This is a genomic window from Enterobacter asburiae (genome assembly GCA_011754535.1).
GTDB classification, from domain to species: Bacteria; Pseudomonadota; Gammaproteobacteria; order Enterobacterales; family Enterobacteriaceae; genus Enterobacter; species Enterobacter cloacae_N.
The window spans coordinates 892,542-915,015 of the sequence record JAAQVN010000001.1; the positions used below are offsets into that span (position 1 = coordinate 892,542).

At 54.7% G+C, this 22,474-nt stretch carries 21 protein-coding genes; 14 read left to right on the forward strand and 7 right to left on the reverse strand.

The genetic code is table 11. From position 1 onward, the window contains the following. Nucleotides 1-68: 68 nt before the first annotated feature. Together clcA and erpA are read left to right on the forward strand one after the other, a co-directional pair. Nucleotides 69-1,469, forward strand: coding sequence for a H(+)/Cl(-) exchange transporter ClcA (gene clcA, locus HBM95_04090; GenBank protein ID NIH42122.1), 1,401 nt, complete (start codon nucleotides 69-71; stop codon nucleotides 1,467-1,469). Between the two features lie 79 nt (nucleotides 1,470-1,548). Further along, on the forward strand, nucleotides 1,549-1,893 hold the full coding sequence (gene erpA / locus HBM95_04095) for an iron-sulfur cluster insertion protein ErpA (protein ID NIH42123.1): 345 nt from the start codon (nucleotides 1,549-1,551) through the stop codon (nucleotides 1,891-1,893). 58 nt (nucleotides 1,894-1,951) lie between these two features. Here erpA and HBM95_04100 read toward each other — a convergent pair whose 3' ends face one another. The 3 genes from HBM95_04100 to mtnN are packed head-to-tail and all read right to left on the reverse strand — an operon-like array spanning nucleotide 1,952 to nucleotide 4,088. Further along, nucleotides 1,952-2,575: a TRIC cation channel family protein gene (locus HBM95_04100; protein NIH42124.1), complete on the reverse strand. Its 624-nt coding sequence runs from the start codon at nucleotides 2,573-2,575 to the stop codon at nucleotides 1,952-1,954. A gap of 21 nt (nucleotides 2,576-2,596) precedes the next feature. Further along, a complete protein-coding gene (gene btuF / locus HBM95_04105) occupies nucleotides 2,597-3,397 on the reverse strand; it encodes a vitamin B12 ABC transporter substrate-binding protein BtuF (protein NIH42125.1) in 801 nt (266 codons plus the stop codon). Further along, nucleotides 3,390-4,088 carry a 5'-methylthioadenosine/S-adenosylhomocysteine nucleosidase gene (gene mtnN, locus HBM95_04110; protein NIH42126.1) on the reverse strand — a complete coding sequence of 233 codons (699 nt, stop codon included), beginning with the start codon at nucleotides 4,086-4,088 and terminating at the stop codon, nucleotides 3,390-3,392. The genes btuF and mtnN overlap by 8 nt, the downstream gene beginning before the upstream one ends. Nucleotides 4,089-4,170: 82 nt before the next feature. Between mtnN and dgt the strand changes: the two genes are divergently transcribed. The 3 genes from dgt (at nucleotide 4,171) to HBM95_04125 (ending at nucleotide 8,557) form a co-directional block, all read left to right on the forward strand. After that, entirely contained in the window at nucleotides 4,171-5,685 is a 1,515-nt protein-coding gene (gene dgt / locus HBM95_04115) for a dGTPase (protein NIH42127.1), read from the forward strand. A 131-nt stretch (nucleotides 5,686-5,816) separates the two neighbouring features. Beyond that, entirely contained in the window at nucleotides 5,817-7,253 is a 1,437-nt protein-coding gene (gene degP / locus HBM95_04120) for a serine endoprotease DegP (protein NIH42128.1), read from the forward strand. Between the two features lie 146 nt (nucleotides 7,254-7,399). Then, entirely contained in the window at nucleotides 7,400-8,557 is a 1,158-nt protein-coding gene (locus HBM95_04125) for a CdaR family transcriptional regulator (protein ID NIH42129.1), read from the forward strand. A 68-nt stretch (nucleotides 8,558-8,625) separates the two neighbouring features. On the opposite strand, the gene HBM95_04130 is transcribed toward HBM95_04125, so the two are convergent. Further along, entirely contained in the window at nucleotides 8,626-9,015 is a 390-nt protein-coding gene (locus HBM95_04130; GenBank protein ID NIH42130.1) for a DUF3461 family protein, read from the reverse strand. A 321-nt stretch (nucleotides 9,016-9,336) separates the two neighbouring features. On the opposite strand from HBM95_04130, the gene HBM95_04135 reads away from it, so the two are divergent. Next, complete coding sequence (locus HBM95_04135) at nucleotides 9,337-9,969, forward strand: DNA-binding protein (protein ID NIH42131.1); 633 nt, start codon at nucleotides 9,337-9,339, stop codon at nucleotides 9,967-9,969. Here the strand turns inward: HBM95_04135 and dapD are convergent. The 3 genes from dapD to map form a co-directional block, all read right to left on the reverse strand. Beyond that, complete coding sequence (gene dapD / locus HBM95_04140; protein ID NIH42132.1) at nucleotides 9,966-10,790, reverse strand: 2,3,4,5-tetrahydropyridine-2,6-dicarboxylate N-succinyltransferase; 825 nt, start codon at nucleotides 10,788-10,790, stop codon at nucleotides 9,966-9,968. The genes HBM95_04135 and dapD overlap by 4 nt on opposite strands. Before the next feature lie 32 nt (nucleotides 10,791-10,822). Further along, nucleotides 10,823-13,498, reverse strand: coding sequence for a bifunctional uridylyltransferase/uridylyl-removing protein GlnD (glnD, locus tag HBM95_04145; GenBank protein ID NIH42133.1), 2,676 nt, complete (start codon nucleotides 13,496-13,498; stop codon nucleotides 10,823-10,825). A gap of 62 nt (nucleotides 13,499-13,560) precedes the next feature. Further along, nucleotides 13,561-14,355 carry a type I methionyl aminopeptidase gene (gene map / locus HBM95_04150; GenBank protein ID NIH42134.1) on the reverse strand — a complete coding sequence of 265 codons (795 nt, stop codon included), beginning with the start codon at nucleotides 14,353-14,355 and terminating at the stop codon, nucleotides 13,561-13,563. 322 nt (nucleotides 14,356-14,677) lie between these two features. Between map and rpsB the strand changes: the two genes are divergently transcribed. From rpsB to rseP, 8 genes are all read left to right on the forward strand, one after another. Further along, the gene (gene rpsB, locus HBM95_04155; protein ID NIH42135.1) at nucleotides 14,678-15,403 is read left to right on the forward strand and encodes a 30S ribosomal protein S2; all 726 of its coding nucleotides are present in this window, start codon (nucleotides 14,678-14,680) and stop codon (nucleotides 15,401-15,403) included. A 117-nt stretch (nucleotides 15,404-15,520) separates the two neighbouring features. Next, nucleotides 15,521-16,372 carry an elongation factor Ts gene (gene tsf, locus HBM95_04160; protein NIH42136.1) on the forward strand — a complete coding sequence of 284 codons (852 nt, stop codon included), beginning with the start codon at nucleotides 15,521-15,523 and terminating at the stop codon, nucleotides 16,370-16,372. Between the two features lie 150 nt (nucleotides 16,373-16,522). Then, nucleotides 16,523-17,248, forward strand: a complete 726-nt coding sequence (pyrH, locus tag HBM95_04165) for a UMP kinase (protein NIH42137.1) — start codon at nucleotides 16,523-16,525, stop codon at nucleotides 17,246-17,248. Nucleotides 17,249-17,415: 167 nt separating this feature from the next. Further along, nucleotides 17,416-17,973 (forward strand): ribosome recycling factor, encoded by a 558-nt coding sequence (frr, locus tag HBM95_04170; protein NIH42138.1) that lies wholly within the window; start codon nucleotides 17,416-17,418, stop codon nucleotides 17,971-17,973. Between the two features lie 95 nt (nucleotides 17,974-18,068). Then, entirely contained in the window at nucleotides 18,069-19,268 is a 1,200-nt protein-coding gene (gene ispC, locus HBM95_04175) for a 1-deoxy-D-xylulose-5-phosphate reductoisomerase (GenBank protein NIH42139.1), read from the forward strand. Nucleotides 19,269-19,454: 186 nt separating this feature from the next. Continuing rightward, nucleotides 19,455-20,213 (forward strand): (2E,6E)-farnesyl-diphosphate-specific ditrans,polycis-undecaprenyl-diphosphate synthase, encoded by a 759-nt coding sequence (ispU, locus tag HBM95_04180; GenBank protein ID NIH42140.1) that lies wholly within the window; start codon nucleotides 19,455-19,457, stop codon nucleotides 20,211-20,213. Nucleotides 20,214-20,225: 12 nt separating this feature from the next. Beyond that, a complete protein-coding gene (gene cdsA, locus HBM95_04185) occupies nucleotides 20,226-21,083 on the forward strand; it encodes a phosphatidate cytidylyltransferase (GenBank protein NIH42141.1) in 858 nt (285 codons plus the stop codon). Between the two features lie 11 nt (nucleotides 21,084-21,094). Further along, entirely contained in the window at nucleotides 21,095-22,447 is a 1,353-nt protein-coding gene (gene rseP / locus HBM95_04190) for a sigma E protease regulator RseP (GenBank protein ID NIH42142.1), read from the forward strand. The last annotated feature ends 27 nt before the right edge of the window (nucleotides 22,448-22,474 follow it).

Genomic DNA, 22,474 nt, shown 5'->3' on the forward strand with positions numbered 1-22,474 from the left:
TCAGGCGACGCAGGGAAGGTCTCTGGTAAAATCTTCGCGGCTTTTTGTATGATGAATAAGAACAGGACATGAAATCAGATTCTCCGTCTTTTGAAGAACAACAGTTTACGCGCGCCCAGCACCGAATCAGCATTCGGCGGCTGCTCAATCGCGATAAAACGCCGCTGGCGATCCTGCTGGCCGCTGCCGTGGTGGGTACCCTTGCAGGCCTGGTTGGCGTGGCGTTTGAAAAAGCGGTTAATGCCGTACTCAACTGGCGAGTGGGAACCGTAGCCGGTTTCGCCGAGAGCGAATGGCTGGTCTGGGTAGCGGCATTCGGCCTGTCTGCGCTGTTTGCCATGGTGGGGTATTTTCTGGTGCGTAAATTCGCCCCGGAAGCGGGCGGGTCTGGCATTCCGGAAATTGAAGGCGCGCTGGAGGAGCTGCGTCCGGTGCGCTGGTGGAGGGTGATCCCGGTTAAATTCATCGGCGGCATGGGGACGCTGGGCGCGGGGATGGTGCTAGGCCGGGAGGGGCCAACGGTGCAGTTGGGGGGGAACGTCGGCCGCATGGTGGGCGATCTGTTCCGTATGCGTAGCGCCGAGGCGCGCCATACGCTGCTGGCCACCGGTGCAGCGGCGGGGCTTTCTGCGGCATTTAACGCGCCGCTTGCGGGTATTTTGTTCATCATCGAAGAGATGCGCGCGCAGTTCCGCTACAACCTGATCTCCATTAAAGCGGTGTTTACTGGCGTCATTATGTCGAGCATTGTCTTTCGCATCTTTAATGGCGAAGGGGCGGTGATTGAAGTCGGTAAACTGACCAACGCACCGGTGAACACATTGTGGCTATATCTGATCCTCGGCATGATTTTTGGCGTGGTGGGGCCGCTGTTCAATGCCTTTATCTTACGCGCTCAGGATATGTTTCAGCGCGTTCACGGCGGCAATACCACGAAATGGGTGCTGATGGGCGGCCTGCTGGGTGGCATTTGCGGCGTGCTCGGCTTTATCGAACCGAATGCCGCGGGCGGTGGCTTCGGGCTTATTCCCATTGCTGCAGCCGGAAACTTCAGCGTGGGTTTGCTGCTGTTTATGTTTATCTCCCGGGTTATCACGACGGTATTGTGCTTCTCCTCCGGCGCTCCCGGCGGGATTTTTGCCCCGATGCTGGCGCTGGGAACGCTGCTCGGCACCGCGTTTGGTATGGCGGCTGAGGCGGGTTTCCCCGCTTACCATCTGGACGCTGGCACCTTTGCCGTGGCCGGGATGGGGGCACTGCTGGCCGCGTCCCTGCGTGCGCCGTTAACCGGCATAGTGCTGGTGCTGGAGATGACGGATAATTACCAGCTCATTTTGCCAATGATCATTACCTGTCTCGGGGCGACACTATTAGCCCAATTCCTGGGTGGAAAACCGCTATACTCCACCATCCTCGCGCGTACCCTGGCAAAACAAGAGGCGGAGCGGGCCGCCACGCAGAATACTTGAATGAATTACCAGGGTATTAGATAATGACGAAAAGAATTGGGTGAATTTTACCCAATAGCAGTATTCATGGGAGCATAAGATGAGTGATGACGTAGCTGTGCCGCTGGAATTTACCGAAGCAGCAGCCAACAAAGTGAAAACCCTGATTGCCGACGAAGACAATCCGGATCTGAAACTGCGTGTCTATATTACCGGTGGCGGCTGCAGCGGCTTCCAGTACGGTTTTACCTTTGACGATCAGGTGAACGACGGCGATATGACCATTGAGAAGCAGGGCGTCGCGCTGGTGGTTGACCCGATGAGCCTGCAGTATCTGGTAGGCGGTTCGGTGGATTATACCGAAGGTCTGGAAGGCTCGCGCTTTGTGGTGACCAACCCGAACGCAACAAGCACCTGCGGGTGTGGTTCTTCATTCAGCATTTAAGCCTGAATGCGGATTGTAGGCCCGGTAAGCGAAGCGCCACCGGGCTTATAAACGACGACTATCTTGAAGTTTCATCCAGCGCAAACGTCGGCAGCTTCAGGTGCCAGCGTATCGCCGCTAAACGTATCACCAGCGTAACGACCATCCCCAGCATGGCCGCATTTTCCAGCGGTACTGCGAAGGTGTAGTACGCCGTGGCGTGCACAATCCCGCCAATTATACAGGCCGTGGCGTAGATTTCAGTCCGCAGGATCATCGGTACTTCGCGCGCCAGGATGTCGCGAATGATCCCGCCGCCTACGCCGGTCAATACTCCCATGCAGATCGCCACCATCGGCCCTGTTCCGGCATTGAAGGCTTTATTCACCCCGATCCCCACAAACACGGCCAGACCCACGGCATCCAGCACCGGCAGGATCCATTTCGGTAATCTGCGGGGCTGGCGAACCAGTACAATGGTTAACAGACAGGTCACCATCGCCACCACCAGGTCGGTAGGATCTTTCACCCAAAACACCGGGCCATTATCCAGCGCCATATCGCGGATTGTCCCGCCGCCCACGGCGGTCACCACGCCCAGCACCAGCACGCCAAACGGATCCATGCGTAGTTTTCCGGCGAGCAGGACGCCGGAGATAGCAAAAACGGCTGTACCAAGAATATCCAGCCAATAAACGAGCATCGCTAAATCCTCGAACGTATGTTAGTGGCTCTCTGCCAGGGCGGCACAGAGCTGTTTTGCGGCGAGGATAATACGCGGGCTGGCGCGTTCAAACCAGTCGCTGTTAAGCGGGATCACCGGAATTTTTAGCTGGCTCTGCCAGAATTGTTTAATTTTAGGAATCTCGCTCGCATTTCCGACCACTACGATGGCCTGCGGCTGGCGCGCCAGAACCTGCTCACGGCTCACCTGAGGCCACGGTACCCGGCTGGCAGCAAAGATATTTTCACCGCCACAGACTTCGAGCACCTGGTTCTGAATCGAGCCTTTTCCGGTGGTGAACAGCGGCTGGCTGCCAAACTGCAGGAAGATGCGTTTTTTGGCTGGCGTATCGTATTGGGCTTTCAGCGCGGCATAGTCGCTGAGCATCTGGTTCGCCGCACTCTCGGCTTTTTGAGGCGCAGGGCTATAAGGGGCCAGGGCGCGGAGTGCCTGGGCGACCTGCTCAATACTTACCGCGTCAACCCACATGACTTTGATGCCAAGCGAGGTGAGCTGGTTAACCTGCCGCTCGGCGTTACCACCACGCCAGGCCAGCACGAGATCCGGTTTAAGCGCCACGATGCGCTCAAGGTTCATCCCTTGCCAGGTTGCCACTTGCTCAATGCCGGACGCCTGTGGGGGGTAATCCGAAAAGCTGCTGACGCCAACGGGCGTGATCCCGGCGGCAAACGCCAGTTCGGTATTGGCGGGGGAGAGGGTAATCACACGCGGCGCGGCGAAAAGCCACGCCGGTGCGAGCAGAAGCAGGGCGACCAGCGCCCTGAGTGACTGTTTAACCACGTGCCAGGTTCTGCACCAGGCGTTCAACCATCACGGTAGACTGTTTCGCTGCAACGGCCAGGAACTCGTCGAAGCTGATGTGAGACTGCTGGTCTGCCACGTCAGAGATGGCGCGAACCACTACAAACGGTACGCTGAAGTTGTGGCAAACGTGCGCAATCGCGGTCGCTTCCATCTCAACGGCAACCGCCTGCGGGAAGTTGTGGCGGATTTTCGCCAGACCGACGGAGCCATTGATGAACGCATCACCGCTGACAATCAGGCCGCGCACTGCGTTGAGGTTGAGCTCAGCAATACAGGTCTCTGCCGCCGCAATCAGTTTGTCGTCAGCTTTAAACCCTGCCGGGCAGCCCGGAAGCTGGCCGTATTCGTAGCCGAACGCGGTGACGTCAGCATCGTGGTAACGCGCTTCGTCGGAGACAACGATATCACCCACTTTCAGCGTCGGTGCCAGGCCGCCTGCCGAGCCGGTGTTAATGATGACGTCCGGCTTGCAGCGCTCAAGCAGCAGGGTCGCACCCAGCGCAGCAGCCACTTTACCGATGCCTGATTTCAGCAGAGCCACCTCAACACCGTTCAGCTGGCCGGTGTAGATCTCACAACCCCCGAGAGAGAGGGTCTGACGGTTCTCAATTTTGTCACGCAGGAGCGTAACTTCTTCTTCCATTGCACCAATAATGCCGATTTTCATAGATTTACTCGCGATGTGCCTTGTTAAGAGGCATAGTCTATCATGCGGTTAAGGGGAAACGCATTCTCACGCGGGGGAGCACATGTCACCAATCGATTTTCGTACCAAAATTAACTGGCACCGACGTTTCCGTTCGCCGCAGGGCGAAAAGAGCGAACATGAGATCCTGCGTATCTTCGAAAGCGATCGCGGCAGGATCATTAACTCGCCCGCCATCCGGCGTTTGCAGCAAAAGACCCAGGTGTTCCCGCTGGAGCGTAACGCCGCGGTGCGCACGCGCTTAACCCACTCAATGGAAGTGCAGCAGGTCGGACGTTATATTGCCAAAGAGATTTTAAGCCGCCTCAAAGAGCAACGTTTACTGGAAACCTATGGCCTGGATGAGCTGACGGGGCCCTTCGAGAGCATCGTCGAGATGGCCTGCCTGATGCACGATATCGGCAACCCGCCTTTTGGCCACTTTGGCGAGGCGGCTATTAATGACTGGTTTAAACAGCGGCTTTATCCGTCGGATGCGGTAAGCCAGCCACTCAGCGATGACCGCTGCATCGTGCGCGATTTACGCCTGCGTGAGGGCGAAGAAGGGCTAAACGATCTGCGCCGTAAAGTGCGCCAGGACCTTTGTCACTTTGAGGGCAATGCGCAGGGGATCCGGCTGGTGCACTCTCTGATGCGCATGAACCTGACCTGGGCGCAGGTCGGCTGCATTCTGAAATATACGCGTCCCGCCTGGTGGATGGGGGAAACGCCCGCGTCCCACAGTTATTTAATGAAAAAACCGGGCTATTACCTTTCCGAAGAGGCCTATATAGAACGGCTCCGTAAAGAACTTTCCCTGACGCCAAACGGCCGCTTCCCATTGACGTGGATTATGGAAGCCGCCGACGATATTTCCTATTGCGTGGCCGACCTGGAAGATGCCGTCGAGAAAAGAATATTCAGCGTCGAGGAGCTTTATCAGCATCTTTATGCAGCATGGGGAGCCCATGAAAAAGGATCGCTGTTCGCGCAGGTTGTCGAAAATGCCTGGGAAAAATCGCGCTCAAATACGTTAAGCCGCAGTACGGAAGATCAGTTCTTTATGTATTTACGGGTCAATACCTTAAATAAACTGGTGCCGTATGCCGCCTCACGCTTTATAGATAATTTGCCGCAAATCTTCAGCGGGGAATTCAACCACGCGCTGCTGGAGGATGACAGCAGTTTCAGCCAACTCCTTGAGCTTTATAAGCATGTGGCGATGCGGCATGTATTTAGCCATCCGGATGTCGAGCAGTTAGAGCTGCAGGGCTATCGGGTAATCAGTGGGTTACTGGAAATTTATTCCCCGTTGCTCCAGCTGTCGGTGGACGATTTCAGCGAGCTGGTGGAGCACGAGCGCGTGCGCAGAATACCCATCGAATCGCGGCTTTATCAGAAACTCTCTACCCGGCATCGCCTGGCCTATGTCGAAGCGATGGGTAAGCTGGATCGCCATTCTCCCCAATGGCCGGTGATGGAATATTATTATCGCTGCCGTCTTATCCAGGACTATATCAGCGGCATGACGGATTTGTATGCCTGGGATGAATACCGCAAGCTCATGGCGGTGGAATAACCACGGAGTTTTGTAAAGACGGCCAATAAATTTTTACCTTTTCCATAAACTTATGGCCGGAACTAAGCGGTATAAAATGAATCTGAGTTACACAGCAATTTTGCGTTACCTGTAAATCGAGATTGAGAAACATGAAAAAAACCACATTAGCAATGAGTGCACTGGCTCTGAGTTTAGGTTTAGCGCTGTCTCCTCTGACTGCTACTGCAGCTGAGACCGCGTCGTCGGCAGCAACCGCGCAGCAGATGCCAAGCCTGGCACCGATGCTCGAAAAAGTGATGCCATCGGTGGTGAGTATTAACGTTGAGGGTAGCACGACCGTCAATACGCCGCGTATGCCGCGTAACTTCCAGCAGTTCTTCGGTGACAATTCACCGTTCTGCCAGGACGGTTCGCCATTCCAGAGCTCTCCGTTCTGTCAGGGCGGTGGCGCAGGGGATGACAGCCAGGGCGGCGGCCAGCAACAGAAATTCATGGCGCTTGGCTCGGGGGTGATTATTGATGCGGCGAAAGGCTACGTCGTCACCAACAACCACGTTGTGGATAACGCTAACAGCATCAAGGTTCAGCTGAGCGATGGCCGCAAGTTCGATGCGAAAGTGGTGGGTAAAGACCCGCGCTCCGATATCGCGCTGATCCAGATTCAGGATCCGAAAAACCTGACGGCGATTAAGATTGCCGACTCCGACGCGCTGCGCGTGGGCGATTACACCGTCGCTATCGGTAACCCGTTCGGTCTGGGTGAAACCGTGACCTCCGGTATCGTCTCTGCGCTGGGCCGTAGCGGCCTGAATGCGGAAAACTATGAAAACTTCATCCAGACGGATGCGGCCATTAACCGCGGTAACTCCGGTGGTGCGCTGGTGAACCTGAACGGCGAGCTGATCGGTATCAACACCGCTATTCTGGCACCGGACGGCGGCAACATCGGGATTGGCTTTGCTATCCCGAGCAACATGGTGAAAAACCTGACTGCTCAGATGGTGCAGTATGGCCAGGTGAAACGCGGCGAGCTGGGTATTATGGGTACCGAGCTGAACTCTGAACTGGCGAAAGCGATGAAGGTGGATGCGCAGCGCGGCGCGTTCGTGAGCCAGGTTATGCCGAACTCCTCTGCGGCGAAGGCGGGCATTAAAGCGGGTGATGTGATTACCTCCCTGAACGGTAAACCGATCAGCAGCTTTGCCGCCCTGCGTGCGGAAGTGGGCTCGATGCCGATTGGCAGCAAAGTGACCCTTGGCCTGCTGCGTGACGGCAAACCGGTTAACGTGAGCCTTGAGCTGCAGCAGAGCAGCCAGAATCAGGTAGATTCCAGCACTATCTTCAGCGGTATTGAAGGTGCCGAGATGAGCAATAAAGGCGCAGATAAAGGCGTGGTGGTGAACAACGTGAAGGCGAATTCACCTGCTGCCCGTATCGGCCTGAAAAAAGGTGATGTGATTATGGGGGCTAACCAGCAGCCGGTGAAAAACATCGCTGAATTGCGCAAAATCCTCGACAGCAAACCGTCTGTGCTGGCACTGAATATCCAGCGCGGTGACACCTCAATCTACCTGCTGATGCAGTAATCCTTTTAAGCCCCTGCGTGCAGGGGCTTTCTCGTTTCTGTGACGCCTACCGCAACTCCATACTTCCCCCTCTCACTTTGTGCATTCGCACAATGCAGCCGTCGCTGAACTTCCCTATGCTTGAGCTCTGCTCACAGGAGGGTTACATGGCTGGCTGGCATCTTGATACCAAAATGGCGCAGGATATCGTGGCGCGCACCATGCGCATCATTGATACCAATATCAACGTAATGGATGCCCGCGGGCGCATTATTGGCAGCGGGGATCGGGAGCGTATTGGGGAATTGCACGAAGGTGCCCTGCTGGTGCTCTCTCAGGGCCGCGTGGTTGATATCGACGATGCGGTAGCGAAACACCTGCACGGCGTGCGTCAGGGGATTAATCTGCCGCTGCGTCTGGAAGGGGAAATTGTTGGCGTCATTGGTCTGACGGGCGAACCGGAATCTCTGCGTAAATACGGCGAGCTGGTCTGTATGACGGCGGAAATGATGCTGGAGCAGTCGCGTCTGATGTATCTGCTTGCCCAGGACAGCCGTTTACGCGAAGAGCTGGTAATGAACCTGATTCAGGCGGAAGAGCATACCCCTGCTCTCAGTGAATGGGCGCAGCGTCTGGGGATCGATCTGAACCAGCCGCGCGTGGTGGCGGTGATTGAGGTCGATAGCGGACAGCTTGGCGTAGACAGCGCGATGGCTGAACTTCAGCAGCTGCAAAATGCACTGGCGACGCCGGAGCGCGACAACCTCGTGGCGATAGTCTCGCTGACGGAAATGGTGGTACTCAAACCTGCGCTCAATCCGTTCGGCCGCTGGGATGCTGAGGATCATCGTCGTCGCGTGGAACTGCTGATCTCCCGTATGCAGGAGAACGGCCAGCTGCGTTTTCGCGTTGCCCTGGGCAATTACTTTACCGGGCCCGGCAGCATCGCCCGGTCCTGGCGTACCGCGCGCACCACCATGATGGTGGGCAAACAGCGAATGCCGGAGAGCCGCAGTTATTTTTATCAGGATCTGATGCTGCCGGTGCTGCTCGACAGCCTGCGCGGCGGCTGGCAGGCCAACGAGCTGGCGCGGCCGTTAGTGCGCCTGAAGGCAATGGACAATAACGGCTTGCTGCGCCGGACCCTGCAGGCGTGGTTCCGCCATAACGTGCAGCCGCTGGCGACCTCAAAAGCGCTGTTTATTCATCGCAACACCCTGGAGTACCGGCTTAACCGGATTTCAGAGCTGACCGGGCTGGATTTGGGAAACTTTGACGACAGGCTACTGCTGTACGTGGCGCTGCAGCTGGACGAGCAGAGATGATGCAGTGTGCGTTTTCACCCTCTCCCTGTGGGAGAGGGCCGGGGTGAGGGGATCAGACCGCACCTGACTTATTTATTGCGAGTTAATTTCTCAAGATCCGTTTCAATCTCGCTGATCTTGTTGGTGACAACGCTTTCAAGGTGACGCAGATCGTCGAGGATCTTACGCTTGAGATCGACTTCAGTGCGATCGCGCTGGCAAATCTGATCGAGTTCATCGATCACATAGCGCAGATTAGGGCTGATTTCCTGAACTTCTTTATAGCCTTGTCCTACGCCGTCGGCGACGACGGTCTTACGCTGGCGTGGATATTTAAACTTCACGCTCTTGGCGAAAAACTCTCCTTTATCCTTGTGAAAATAGATTTTTAAAATGTCGTTGTTGGCTTCCTGGCGAAGGCTGTAACGATCAATTTCATCAGGATTGGTAATGCCCAGACTTTTCAGATTATCGTACATAGCGGTACCCTTATCTCAACATAACCTTTGAATAATTAACGAAAAAATTCCTTTTTGCCACCCTCAAATACAAAAAAAGCGGGGTCGATCCTGATTCATTTCACTGAAATTACCGGGCAGGTAAGGTGCATTGCCCCCACTCGTTTATTGTTGTTTTTAACGACTACGTCAAGTGGAAATCACTTTAATACCTTAATCGGCATTCTCAACGCTTACGCAGCATAGCGATAGCCGCGATAAAAGCAGGGCGAGACGGGTATTCAAAACCGGGGAAATGAGGCAAAGTTATCGTACGAAAGCGTAGCCCGCGGGGATAATGACATGTCAGGACGCATTGATTATCAAATCGAAAAATACAGCTTTGGTGCCGTAGAGGAGAGCCCAAGGCTCACGCACCAGTGGGCAGAAGTTGCCGCTGAGTGCCGCCAGCTGAAGGCGGGTGCGGAAGAGCGTTTACGCATTGCCTTACTGAACGTGGATTATGTCACCAGCTTCGAACTGCCGTTCCGACTGGTGCTGACCCGTGCCCCTCAGCTCATCGCCGGGCTGCGCGATGAGTTTCAGCTAAGCCAGAAGAACGTCATCTTTAACGGCAAGCGCTTTGGCTGCGTGTATAGCCTGAAAGCCGATCTCAATGCGATTCCCGAGGCTTTTCAGTACCGCATGAGCACCCGCATTCGGCGGATCGATCCCACCGGGCTTACTGCAGAGCCTTTCCGGCAGATTGCCAAAGAGGTAAAAGCGCCGCGTGAGCGACTGAAACTGGCGCTGGAGTCGGGGCTGGCGGTGACGGCTCTCGACGGGCTGTTCTGGCTGGGGAGCCAGCGTATGGCGGCGGATATCGCAGGGTTGCGAAAAAAGGGAATGGCAATCGCGACAGCGGAAACGGACGTTTTTGATGATTATACCGGGACGCACAGGCGGGTCCCGGTTTATCAACGCGTTGGGGATTAGTCGATGGTGCGCAGCAGTTCGTTGATGCCCACTTTACCGCGGGTTTTCGCATCCACTTTCTTCACGATAACCGCACAGTACAGGCTGTATTTACCGTCTTTTGACGGCAGGTTACCGGAAACCACCACGGAGCCCGCAGGAACGCGACCGTAGTGCACTTCGCCGGTTTCACGGTCGTAAATACGGGTGCTCTGACCGATGTAAACGCCCATGGAGATCACGGAGCCTTCTTCCACGATCACGCCTTCTACCACTTCTGAACGCGCGCCGATGAAGCAGTTGTCTTCAATGATGGTTGGGTTAGCCTGCAGTGGCTCCAGAACGCCACCGATGCCGACGCCGCCAGACAGGTGGACGTTTTTACCGATCTGCGCGCAGGAACCGACTGTCGCCCAGGTATCGACCATGGTGCCTTCGTCAACGTACGCACCGATGTTCACATAGGATGGCATCAGCACGGTGTTACGTGCGATGAATGCACCCTGACGTACTGCTGCCGGTGGTACCACGCGGAAACCTTCTTTCTGGAAACGCGCTTCGTCGTAATCCGCGAATTTCATTGGCACTTTATCGAAGTAGCGGCTTTCTGCTCCGTCGATAACCTGGTTATCGTTGATGCGGAAAGAGAGCAGCACGGCTTTCTTCAGCCATTGATGAGTGACCCACTGACCGTCGATTTTTTCTGCCACGCGCAGCGCGCCGGAATCCAGCAGGGAAATAACCTGGTTTACCGCTTCACGGGTCACGGTATCCACATTTGCCGGAGTGATCTCGGCGCGACGCTCAAAAGCGGACTCAATAACGTTCTGTAACTGCTGCATTGTTTACTCTTTCCATTTCACTAAAAAACACGTCACCCTTTATCGTTTGGATTGAGGGCTGCTGTCAACCGTTGTTGCACTTCAAGCTGCAGGTCATTATTAAGGGCACGCCGGTCGGCGGTGGCGATTATAAATAAATCTTCTACTCGCTCGCCAATGGTTGTAATTCGGGCCCCATGGAGCGAAATTCCCAGATCGGCAAAAACCTGGCCGACGCGGGCGAGCAGCCCAGGCTGGTCGAGCGCGATCAGCTCCAGGAACGATTTACGGTCGGTGTGGGTCGGCAGGAAGTTGACCTCGGTATCGACGGTAAAATGACGCAGTTTCGCCGGCTGACGGCGCGGCTGCGGTGGCTGCCAGCTGCGCTGGGTAATCGCCTGCTCCAGACCAAAGCGTATCCCTTCATGCCTGTCCGAGGACAGCGGGCTGCCGTCCGGCTCCAGCACAATAAAGGTATCCATCGCCATGCCGTCGCGGGTGGTAAAAATCTGCGCGTCGTGAACGCTCAGGTTACGCCTGTCCAGCTCGGCGCAGACGGCAGCAAACAGATAAGGCCGGTCCGGGCTCCAGATGAATATCTCCGTTCCGCCGCGCGTGGCCTGCGGGCTCAGCAGGATCATCGGCTGAGACAGATCGTGCTTCAGCAGGTGCCGCGCGTGCCAGGCAAGCTGGTTTGGGCTGTGGCGCACAAAATAGTTGGCACGGCAGCGGGCCCAAATCTGATGCAGCGCTTCTTCATCAATGTTATCCATCCGCAGCAGCGCCAGCGCCTGCAGCTGGTGATGACGCACGCGCTCGCGCATGTCCGGGGTGTTTTGCATCCCGCGACGCAGCTGTTTTTCGGTGGCGAAGTACAGTTCGCGCAGCAGGCTCTGCTTCCAGCTGTTCCACAGGGTTTCGTTGGTGGCGCAAATATCGGCCACCGTCAGGCAGACCAGGTAGCGCAGGCGATTTTCCGTCTGGACTTCTTCGGCGAACTGCTTGATCACTTCCGGATCCTGAATATCACGACGCTGGGCGGTAACCGACATCAGCAGGTGATGGCGCACCAGCCAGGCGACCAGCTGCGTCTCGCGCGAGTTGAGGCCGTGCAGTTCGGCAAATTTCAGCACGTCCTGCGCGCCCAGCACCGAGTGATCGCCGCCGCGGCCCTTGGCGATGTCGTGGAACAGGGCGGCAATCAGGATCAGTTCAGGATGGGTCAGGCGCGGCCACAGCTCCACGCACAGCGGGTGGCGGGGCCGCGTCTCTTCTTTCGCAAAGCTTTCCAGCTTGAGCATGACGCGGATCGTATGTTCATCCACCGTATAGGCGTGGAACAGATCGAACTGCATCTGCCCGACGATGTGTGACCACTGCGGCATATAGGCCCACAGCACGCTGTGGCGGTGCATCGGCAGCAGACCGCGGCTGACGGCGCCCGGGTGGCGGAGCATGCTCAGGAACAGCGAGCGCGCTTCCGGGATATAGCACAGCGGCTGCGTCAGATGACGGCGCGCGTGGCGCAGATGGCGCAGGGTGGTGGAGTAGATCCCGGTGATGGTGCTGTTGCGCACCATGGTGTAGAACATCCGCAGGATTGCTTCCGGCTCGCGGATAAACAGCGTTTCGTCGCGCAGATCGATCAATGTGCCGCGCAGCTGGAATTCGTCATCAATCGGGCGCGGCTTTTCGTCCGCCGTCAGGGCGAGGATTGCTTCATCAAACAGCTGCAACAGCATCTGGTTCAGCTCGGTGACCCGGCGGGTGACGCGGAAGAAATCCTTCATCATCTGCTCAACCGGCTCGTTACCTTCGCCCTGATAATTCAGCCGCTGCGCCACGCTGAGCTGGCGGTCGAACAGCAGGCGGTTATCGTAGCGGGTAACTTCCAGATGCAGGGCAAAACGGATGCGCCACAGCAGGTGCAGACACTCGTTTAGCTCGTTACGCTCGGCCTCGGTCAGGAAGCCAAAGCCGACCATCTCGTCCATCGAGGTGGCGCCAAAGTGGCGACGGGCGACCCACTGTAACGTGTGGATGTCGCGCAGGCCGCCGGGGCTGCTTTTAATATCGGGTTCAAGATTATAGCTGGTGCCGTGGTAGCGCTGGTGGCGCTGGTTTTGCTCCTCGACCTTGGCGGCGAAGAATTTCTCAGATGGCCAGAAGCCGTCGCTGAAAATATGCTTTTGCAGCTCCAGGAACAGCGCGACGTCGCCAATCAGCAGGCGGGTTTCAATCAGGTTGGTGGCGACGGTCAGGTCAGATAACCCCTCCAGCAGGCACTCTTCCAGGGTGCGCACGCTGTGGCCCACTTCAAGCTTGACGTCCCAGAGCAGGGTCAGCAGTTCGCCAATTTTTTGCGCCTGTTCGTCCGGCAGCTTTTTGCGGCTTAAGATCAGGAGATCGATGTCGGAGAGCGGATGAAGCTCTCCGCGGCCATAGCCCCCGACGGCAACCAGCGCAACATCACTGATTTGCCCAAACCCGTAATCGATCCACAAACGCTGCAGCAGCTGGTCGATAAATTCGGTGCGCGCTTCAATGAGCTGCTCGGCAGATACGCCCGCGTCGAACGCGCTGCCCAGCCAGCGATGGAAAACGTCCATATGGGCTTTTATGTGCGCGCAGGTCAGCTCGTGCGGCGGCCAGACGCCCGGGTTATCGGGCTGGTCGGGGAGGGTGGGAAGGGCTGTGTTAGCATACTGTTCGGGTAATAGATTACTCATCGTGCGCCACCCATAAGAAAAAGCTATCGCCATTAAAAAAGCCGGCATTTGCCGGCTTCTTATCACTCAATGTTCGTCAGTATCGCCGGGATGGTGTCATCCTTGCGCAACGTCATAATTTCGCAGCCGTTGTCCGTTACCACAATAGTATGCTCGTACTGGGCAGACAAGCTTCTGTCTTTGGTTTTCACCGTCCAGCCGTCTTTCATGGTGCGAATGCGGTAGTCACCGGCGTTGACCATCGGCTCGATGGTGAAGGTCATCCCTTTTTGCAGCACCACGCCGCCGTCATCGGCATCATAGTGCAGAACCTGCGGTTCTTCATGAAAGACGCGGCCAATGCCGTGACCGCAGTACTCGCGCACCACGGAGAAACCTTCCGCTTCCACAAATTTCTGAATTGCGGCACCGAGGGTGCGCAGGCGAATACCCGGTTTAACCATTTTCAGCGCCAGGTAAAGGCTCTCTTGCGTCACTTTGCACAGACGCTCGCCCAGAATCGTTGGTTTGCCAACGATGAACATTTTTGAGGTGTCACCGTGGTACTCGTCTTTAATGACGGTCACGTCGATGTTGACGATGTCGCCATCTTTCAGCAGTTTTTCGTCGTCAGGAATACCGTGGCAAACCACTTCATTAATAGAGATGCAGACGGATTTCGGGAAACCGTGGTAGCCGAGGCAGGCGGAAACCGCGTGCTGCTCGTTAACGATATAGTCATTACAGATGCGATCCAGTTCGCCGGTGCTGACGCCCGGCTTCACGAACGGCTCGATCATTTCCAGCACTTCCGCAGCCAGACGACCGGCGACGCGCATCTTTTCAATTTCTTCAGGTGTCTTAATAGAGATAGCCATGTAATCTGTCCATCGGTGTCGATTTTTTCGACAATACTAGTCTAAGTGTCGTCAATGGTATCAGTCAGGCACGCTCCGTGCCAAATTGAGAATCATTAACAGCACACTCCGCCAACAACTGTTGGTTTCTGGTCGTGTTTTGTGGTATAAAGCGCGCCGGACTTCCGATCCATCTCAGATACACAGGCTGGACGGAAGCGACAAATCTCACTTTGTGTAACAACACACACGTATCGGCACATATTCCGGGGTGCCCTTCGGGGTCGGTAATATGGGATACGTGGAGGCATAACCCCAACTTTCAATATAGAGGTTTTAAAACATGGCAACTGTTTCCATGCGCGACATGCTCAAGGCTGGTGTTCACTTCGGTCACCAGACCCGTTACTGGAACCCGAAAATGAAGCCTTTCATCTTCGGCGCGCGTAACAAAGTTCACATCATCAACCTTGAGAAAACTGTACCAATGTTCAACGAAGCCCTGGCTGAGCTGAACAAGATCTCTTCCCGTAAAGGTAAGATTCTGTTCGTTGGTACTAAGCGCGCTGCAAGCGAAGCTGTGAAAGATGCTGCTAACAGCTGCGACCAGTTCTTCGTGAACCATCGCTGGTTGGGCGGCATGCTGACCAACTGGAAAACTGTTCGTCAGTCCATCAAGCGCCTGAAAGATCTGGAAACCCAGTCTCAGGACGGTACTTTCGACAAGCTGACTAAGAAAGAAGCGCTGATGCGCACTCGTGAACTGGACAAGCTGGAAAACAGCCTGGGCGGTATCAAAGATATGGGCGGCCTGCCAGACGCGCTGTTCGTAATCGATGCAGACCACGAGCACATCGCTATCAAAGAAGCTAACAACCTGGGTATCCCGGTATTCGCTATCGTTGATACCAACTCCGATCCGGACGGTGTTGACTTCGTTATCCCGGGTAACGACGACGCAATCCGTGCTGTTAGCCTGTACCTGAGCGCTGTAGCTGCTACCGTTCGTGAAGGCCGTTCCCAGGATCTGGCTTCTCAGGCGGAAGAAAGCTTCGTAGAAGCTGAATAATAAGGTTTTACCCCTTATTAGTACCGTGTATGAATAGGGGCCCATTATCGGCCCCTTTTTTCAATTTACACTGTTTGGCCTCCGGCCGGGCAGTTCACATCTCCCGAGGATTTAAGAATGGCTGAAATTACCGCATCCCTGGTAAAAGAGCTGCGCGAGCGTACTGGCGCAGGCATGATGGATTGCAAAAAAGCGCTGACTGAAGCGAACGGCGACATCGAGCTGGCAATCGAAAACATGCGTAAATCCGGTGCGATCAAAGCAGCTAAGAAAGCAGGCAACGTTGCTGCTGACGGCGTGATCATCACTAAAATCGACGGCACCTACGGCATCATTCTGGAAGTTAACTGCCAGACTGACTTCGTTGCTAAAGATGGCGGTTTCCAGGCATTTGCGAACAAAGTTCTGGACGCAGCTGTTGCTGGCAAAATCACTGACGTTGAAGTTCTGAAAGCACAGTTCGAAGAAGAACGTGTTGCGCTGGTTGCTAAAATCGGTGAGAACATCAACATCCGTCGCGTATCTTCCCTGGAAGGCGAAGTACTGGGTTCTTACCAGCACGGCGCACGTATCGGTGTTCTGGTTGCGGCTAAAGGCGCTGACGAAGAGCTGGTTAAACAGCTGGCTATGCACATCGCTGCAAGCAAACCAGAATTCGTTAAGCCAGAAGACGTGTCTGCTGAAGTGGTTGAGAAAGAGTACCAGGTTCAGCTGGACATCGCGATGCAGTCTGGTAAGCCAAAAGAAATCGCAGAGAAAATGGTTGAAGGCCGCATGAAGAAATTCACCGGCGAAGTTTCTCTGACTGGCCAGCCTTTCGTTATGGATCCAAGCAAGTCTGTTGCTCAGCTGCTGAAAGAGCACAACGCTGACGTAACTGGCTTCATCCGCTTCGAAGTGGGCGAAGGCATCGAGAAAGTTGAGACTGACTTCGCAGCAGAAGTTGCTGCAATGTCCAAGCAGTCTTAATGATTGAAAAGGAGCCGCCTGAGGGCGGCTTCTTTTTGTCACCCGTCACAGGAAATCAGACAGGCTCCAGTATCGCTGTACTGATTTGCGGCATATTATGTCGCCAGAATTAACTCCCATCTTAATCGTTGACAGTCTCAGGAAAGAAACATGGCTACCAATGCAAAACCCGTGTACAAACGCATTCTGCTTAAGCTGAGTGGCGAAGCGCTGCAGGGATCCGAAGGCTTCGGTATTGACGCAAGCATCCTTGATCGCATGGCACAGGAAATCAAAGAACTGGTCGAACTGGGTATCCAGGTTGGCGTGGTCATTGGCGGTGGCAACCTTTTCCGTGGTGCTGGTCTGGCGAAAGCGGGGATGAACCGCGTTGTGGGCGACCACATGGGTATGCTGGCAACCGTGATGAATGGCCTGGCAATGCGTGACGCACTCCATCGCGCATATGTGAACGCCCGCCTGATGTCCGCGATTCCACTGAATGGCGTATGCGATAATTACAGCTGGGCAGAGGCCATTAGCCTGCTGCGCAACAACCGCGTGGTGATCCTCTCCGCCGGTACGGGTAACCCGTTCTTTACGACCGATTCCGCTGCCTGCCTGCGCGGTATCGAGATCGAAGCTGATGTGGTACTGAAAGCGACCAAAGTCGATGGCGTGTTTACTGCCGACCCGGCAAAAGATCCTTCTGCCACCATGTACGATCAGCTGAGCTACAGCGAAGTGCTGGATAAAGAGCTGAAAGTGATGGATCTTGCCGCCTTCACGCTGGCTCGCGACCACAAATTGCCAATTCGTGTCTTCAACATGAACAAACCTGGCGCACTGCGTCGCGTGGTCATGGGCGAAAAAGAAGGCACTTTGATCACGGAATAATTTCCGTTGACGATAAATACAGGTAAGATTCCGCTTTACTTTGTAGTGGTATCTTACCTGGACGCGCCTTTGGCGTTGTCATGAATTAAACGCGACTATACTTAGCACACCTGTAGCGCTGTGCTGGCGGATAGTCTGCCTGAGACAAGTTTTCAAGGATTCGTAACGTGATTAACGACATCAGAAAAGATGCTGAAGTACGCATGGACAAATGCGTAGAAGCGTTCAAAAACCAAATCAGCAAAATCCGTACTGGCCGTGCTTCCCCAAGCCTGCTGGATGGCATTATCGTAGAATACTACGGTACGCCAACGCCTCTGCGCCAGCTGGCGAGCGTGACGGTTGAAGATACCCGTACGCTGAAAATCAACGTCTTCGATCGCTCTATGAGCCCGGCCGTTGAGAAAGCGATCATGGCCTCTGACCTGGGTCTGAACCCAAGCTCTGCAGGCGCTGACATCCGCGTTCCGCTGCCTCCGCTGACGGAAGAACGTCGTAAAGACCTGATCAAAGTGGTTCGCGGTGAAGCTGAGCAGGGTCGTGTTTCCGTGCGTAACGTGCGCCGTGATGCGAACGATAAAGTGAAAGCACTGCTGAAAGAAAAAGAGATCAGCGAAGATGACGATCGTCGTTCTCAGGACGACATTCAGAAAATGACCGACGCAGCCATCAAGAAAATTGATGCGGCGCTGGCAGAAAAAGAAGCGGAACTGATGCAGTTCTGATTTCTGTCGTACACTGATAAACGCCGTTCAGAGGGACTTCGGGTCTTGCTGGCGGCGTTTTGCTTTTATCTGGTCTAACTTTTTTCGGGCATCTCATGAAGCATTTAACACTCCTCGGCTCAACCGGCTCCATCGGTTGCAGTACTCTCGACGTCGTCCGCCATAATCCTGAACTTTACACCGTGACAGCGCTGGTAGCCGGTAAGAATGTGCAGCGTATGGTCGAGCAGTGCCTGGAGTTTATGCCCCGCTACGCGGTGATGGATGACGAAGAGAGCGCGCGTCTGCTGAAAGCCCAGCTGCGGGAGAAGGGTAGCCGAACCGAGGTGCTGAGCGGCCAGCAGGCGGCCTGTGAGATGGCGGCGCTGGATGAAGTTGACCAGGTTATGGCGGCCATCGTCGGAGCGGCCGGGCTGCTGCCGACACTTGCTGCGATCGATGCCGGTAAAGACGTTTTGCTCGCCAATAAAGAGTCGCTTGTTACCTGCGGCCGCCTGTTTATGGACGCGGTAAAACAGCGTGGGGCGCGCCTTTTGCCGGTTGACAGCGAGCACAACGCCATTTTTCAGAGTTTACCGCAACCTTTTCAACAGAACCTGGGGTACGCTGACCTGGAGCAGAATGGCGTCGTGTCGATTCTGCTTACCGGGTCTGGTGGCCCGTTCCGTGAAACGCCACTGTCTGAACTGCGCGCAATGACGCCGGACCAGGCATGCCGTCATCCGAACTGGTCAATGGGGCGTAAAATCTCCGTTGACTCAGCCACCATGATGAACAAAGGTCTGGAATACATTGAAGCGCGCTGGCTGTTTAATGCGTCAGCGAAGCAGATGGAAGTACTGATCCACCCGCAGTCGGTGATTCACTCGATGGTGCGCTATCAGGATGGCAGCGTGCTGGCACAGCTTGGCGAGCCGGATATGCGTACGCCTATTGCCCATTCAATGGCGTGGCCAAACCGGGTGAAATCCGGCGTTAAGCCGCTTGATTTCTGTAAGCTCAGTTCCCTGACGTTCAGTGAACCAGACTACGATCGTTATCCTTGTCTGAAGCTTGCAATGAACGCCTTTGACCAGGGGCAGGCGGCGACGACGGCACTGAATGCAGCCAATGAAATTACCGTTGACGCATTTCTGAATCAGCAGATCCGTTTTACCGATATCGCGACGTTAAATTTATCGGTACTGGAGATGATGGATTTGCGCGAGCCACAAAGCGTGGAAGAGGTGCTGGCGGTGGATACAACTGCTCGTGATATTGCGCGTAAACAGGTGACACGTCTTGCAAGCTGGTGATAAAGCAAGCACTAGTGGTCGTGCTATTTGTTAGCGTTGGGCTTCAGTGATATAGTCTGCGCCACCTGATCGCAGGAATTTGACTTTACGTGGTCAGGTAAGCCGTGGTTTGACACGGCTTTTTTATGTACAGGCTTAAGTATTCCTGAGTACCGTTAAATCCTTTTCAGGGACAAAAAACGCGTTATGTTGTCTGCGAATCAACCAATAAGCGAAAACTTGCCAGCTCATGGCTGCCGTCATGTAGCAATCATCATGGATGGCAACGGGCGCTGGGCGAAAAGACAAGGGAAAATACGAGCCTTTGGGCATAAAGCGGGAGCGAAATCTGTTCGCCGTGCCGTTTCTTTTGCCGCTAATAACGGCATTGATGCGTTAACGCTCTATGCTTTTAGCAGTGAAAACTGGAATCGACCTCCGCAGGAAGTGACTGCGTTGATGGAATTGTTTGTGTGGGCGCTAGACAGCGAAGTAAAAAGCCTGCACCGCCACAACGTTCGCCTGCGCATCATTGGCGATACCAGTCGTTTTAACTCACGTTTGCAGGAGCGGATTCGTAAAGCAGAAGCGCTGACTGAAAATAATACCGGTCTGACGCTCAACGTTGCGGCGAATTACGGTGGACGCTGGGATATTATCCAGGGCGTTCGGCATCTGGCCGAACAGGTTCAGGAAGGGCTGTTGAGACCCGACCAGATTGATGAAGAGGCGCTGAGCAAGCAAATCTGCATGAATGAACTGGCACCTGTGGATTTGGTAATTAGGACAGGGGGGGAACATCGCATAAGTAACTTTTTGATATGGCAAATTGCCTATGCTGAACTTTACTTTACGGATGTTCTTTGGCCCGATTTTGATGAACAAGACTTTGAAGGTGCGCTGCATGCCTTTGCCAATCGAGAGCGTCGTTTCGGCGGCACCGAGCCAGGTGGCGACAAAGCCTGATGGGGGTAGCTTTTGCTGAAGTATCGCCTGATTTCCGCTTTTGTTTTAATACCCATTGTCATTGCGGCGCTGTTTTTACTGCCCCCGGTGGGATTCGCCATTGTTACGCTGGTGGTGTGCATGCTCGCCGCGTGGGAATGGGGACAGTTTAGCGGCTTTACCTCGCGCAGCCAGCGAGTATGGCTTGCGGTACTCTGTGGCTTTATCCTTGCCATAATGCTGTTTACGTTGCCTGAATATCACCATGATATTCATCAACCGCTGGTTGCCGGCTCCTTGTGGATATCGTTGGCCTGGTGGGTTGCCGCGCTGTTGCTGGTTCTTTTTTATCCAGGCTCCGCGGCATTATGGCGTCATTCAAAAGTGCTGCGACTGATTTTTGGTTTGCTCACCATTGTTCCGTTTTTCTGGGGCATGGTCGCGCTGCGAGCCTGGCACTATGACGAAAACCATTACAGCGGTGCGATCTGGCTGCTTTATGTGATGATTCTCGTCTGGGGGGCTGACTCCGGGGCCTATATGTTTGGTAAACTGTTTGGCAAACATAAGCTGGCACCAAAAGTTTCTCCGGGTAAAACCTGGCAAGGCTTCATCGGCGGCTTGTTTACGGCAGCGATCATCTCCTGGGGCTATGGCGTCTGGGCAGATCTGGCCGTAGCACCGTCAATACTGCTGGTGTGCTCGATTTTTGCTGCACTTGCCTCAGTGCTCGGTGATTTAACCGAAAGTATGTTTAAGCGTGAAGCAGGGATTAAGGACAGCGGACATCTTATTCCAGGGCATGGCGGTATACTGGATCGCATTGACAGCCTGACAGCGGCTGTTCCAGTATTTGCTTGCCTGCTTTTACTGGTATTCGGGACGATTTAACGGAAGGTTTTATGCTGAGCATTCTCTGGAATCTGGCGGCGTTCATTGTTGCACTGGGTGTACTGATTACCGTGCATGAATTTGGCCATTTCTGGGTTGCTCGCCGTTGTGGTGTGCGGGTAGAGCGATTCTCCATTGGTTTTGGCAAATCACTCTGGACGCGCACCGACCGTCACGGCACGGAATTTGTCATCGCCCTTATCCCGCTTGGCGGCTACGTCAAAATGCTCGACGAACGCGTTGAGCCTGTCGCTCCTGAACTGCGACATAGTGCGTTTAACAACAAAACCGTTGGACAACGCGCCGCCATCATTGCTGCCGGACCGGTAGCCAACTTCATCTTTGCGATTTTCGCTTACTGGCTGGTGTTTATCATCGGCGTCCCTGGCGTGCGTCCGGTAGTGGGGGAGATTGCCCCTGACTCCATCGCGGCGAGTGCGCAAATTACGTCCGGGATGGAACTTAAAACGATTGATGGCATCGAAACCCCTGATTGGGATGCCGTGCGACTGCAGCTGGTAGCCAAAATTGGCGATCCGCAGACAATCATCAGCGTATCGCCGTTTGGGTCAGACGCGCGTCAGGACAAAGTACTGGATTTACGCCACTGGCGTTTCGAGCCAGACAAAGAGGATCCCGTCGCTGCGCTGGGCATTCGTCCCCGCGGCCCGCAGATTGAGCCGGTATTAGCCGAAGTACAGGCAAATTCGGCAGCGAGCAAAGCGGGTTTGCAAGCTGGCGACAGGATCGTTAAAGTCGATGGTCAACCATTAACAGAGTGGATGACCTTTGTTACTCTGGTGCGCGATAATCCGGGGACGTCTCTCGCGCTGGAAGTTGAAAGGCAAGGTAGTCCGCTTTCGCTGACGCTGATCCCGGATACGAAGTCGGTCGGCAAAAAGGCAGAAGGGTTTGCAGGCGTTGTGCCAAAAGTGATCCCGCTGCCAGATGAGTACAAGACAATACGCCAGTATGGGCCGTTCAGCGCCATTCTTGAAGCCACGGATAAAACATGGCAACTGATGAAGCTGACGGTCAACATGTTGGGGAAATTGATAACCGGTGATGTGAAACTGAACAACCTCAGTGGGCCAATCTCGATTGCTCAGGGGGCTGGGATGTCAGCGGAGTTCGGGGTGATTTACTATCTCATGTTCCTCGCGCTTATTAGCGTGAACCTTGGGATTATCAACCTGTTCCCGCTTCCCGTTTTAGACGGGGGTCATCTGCTGTTTTTAGCGATTGAAAAGCTAAAAGGCGGACCGGTATCCGAGCGAGTTCAAGACTTTAGTTATCGCATTGGCTCGATTTTGCTGGTGCTGTTAATGGGGCTTGCACTTTTCAATGATTTCTCTCGGTTGTAAGAGAGTTAGTTAGGAAGAACGCATAAT

What these genes read in the sequence shown, in the direction of transcription:
- tsf (NIH42136.1), top strand. Translation starts at nt 15,521, where the DNA reads ATGGCTGAAATTACCGCATCCCTGGTAAAAGAGCTGCGCGAGCGTACT.
- map (NIH42134.1), bottom strand. Translation starts at nt 14,355, where the DNA reads ATGGCTATCTCTATTAAGACACCTGAAGAAATTGAAAAGATGCGCGTC.
- erpA (NIH42123.1), top strand. Translation starts at nt 1,549, where the DNA reads ATGAGTGATGACGTAGCTGTGCCGCTGGAATTTACCGAAGCAGCAGCC.
- clcA (NIH42122.1), top strand. Translation starts at nt 69, where the DNA reads ATGAAATCAGATTCTCCGTCTTTTGAAGAACAACAGTTTACGCGCGCC.
- glnD (NIH42133.1), bottom strand. Translation starts at nt 13,498, where the DNA reads ATGAGTAATCTATTACCCGAACAGTATGCTAACACAGCCCTTCCCACC.
- ispU (NIH42140.1), top strand. Translation starts at nt 19,455, where the DNA reads ATGTTGTCTGCGAATCAACCAATAAGCGAAAACTTGCCAGCTCATGGC.
- HBM95_04125 (NIH42129.1), top strand. Translation starts at nt 7,400, where the DNA reads ATGGCTGGCTGGCATCTTGATACCAAAATGGCGCAGGATATCGTGGCG.
- degP (NIH42128.1), top strand. Translation starts at nt 5,817, where the DNA reads ATGAAAAAAACCACATTAGCAATGAGTGCACTGGCTCTGAGTTTAGGT.
- dapD (NIH42132.1), bottom strand. Translation starts at nt 10,790, where the DNA reads ATGCAGCAGTTACAGAACGTTATTGAGTCCGCTTTTGAGCGTCGCGCC.
- dgt (NIH42127.1), top strand. Translation starts at nt 4,171, where the DNA reads ATGTCACCAATCGATTTTCGTACCAAAATTAACTGGCACCGACGTTTC.
- pyrH (NIH42137.1), top strand. Translation starts at nt 16,523, where the DNA reads ATGGCTACCAATGCAAAACCCGTGTACAAACGCATTCTGCTTAAGCTG.
- ispC (NIH42139.1), top strand. Translation starts at nt 18,069, where the DNA reads ATGAAGCATTTAACACTCCTCGGCTCAACCGGCTCCATCGGTTGCAGT.
- mtnN (NIH42126.1), bottom strand. Translation starts at nt 4,088, where the DNA reads ATGAAAATCGGCATTATTGGTGCAATGGAAGAAGAAGTTACGCTCCTG.
- HBM95_04100 (NIH42124.1), bottom strand. Translation starts at nt 2,575, where the DNA reads ATGCTCGTTTATTGGCTGGATATTCTTGGTACAGCCGTTTTTGCTATC.
- rseP (NIH42142.1), top strand. Translation starts at nt 21,095, where the DNA reads ATGCTGAGCATTCTCTGGAATCTGGCGGCGTTCATTGTTGCACTGGGT.
- HBM95_04130 (NIH42130.1), bottom strand. Translation starts at nt 9,015, where the DNA reads ATGTACGATAATCTGAAAAGTCTGGGCATTACCAATCCTGATGAAATT.
- rpsB (NIH42135.1), top strand. Translation starts at nt 14,678, where the DNA reads ATGGCAACTGTTTCCATGCGCGACATGCTCAAGGCTGGTGTTCACTTC.
- HBM95_04135 (NIH42131.1), top strand. Translation starts at nt 9,337, where the DNA reads ATGTCAGGACGCATTGATTATCAAATCGAAAAATACAGCTTTGGTGCC.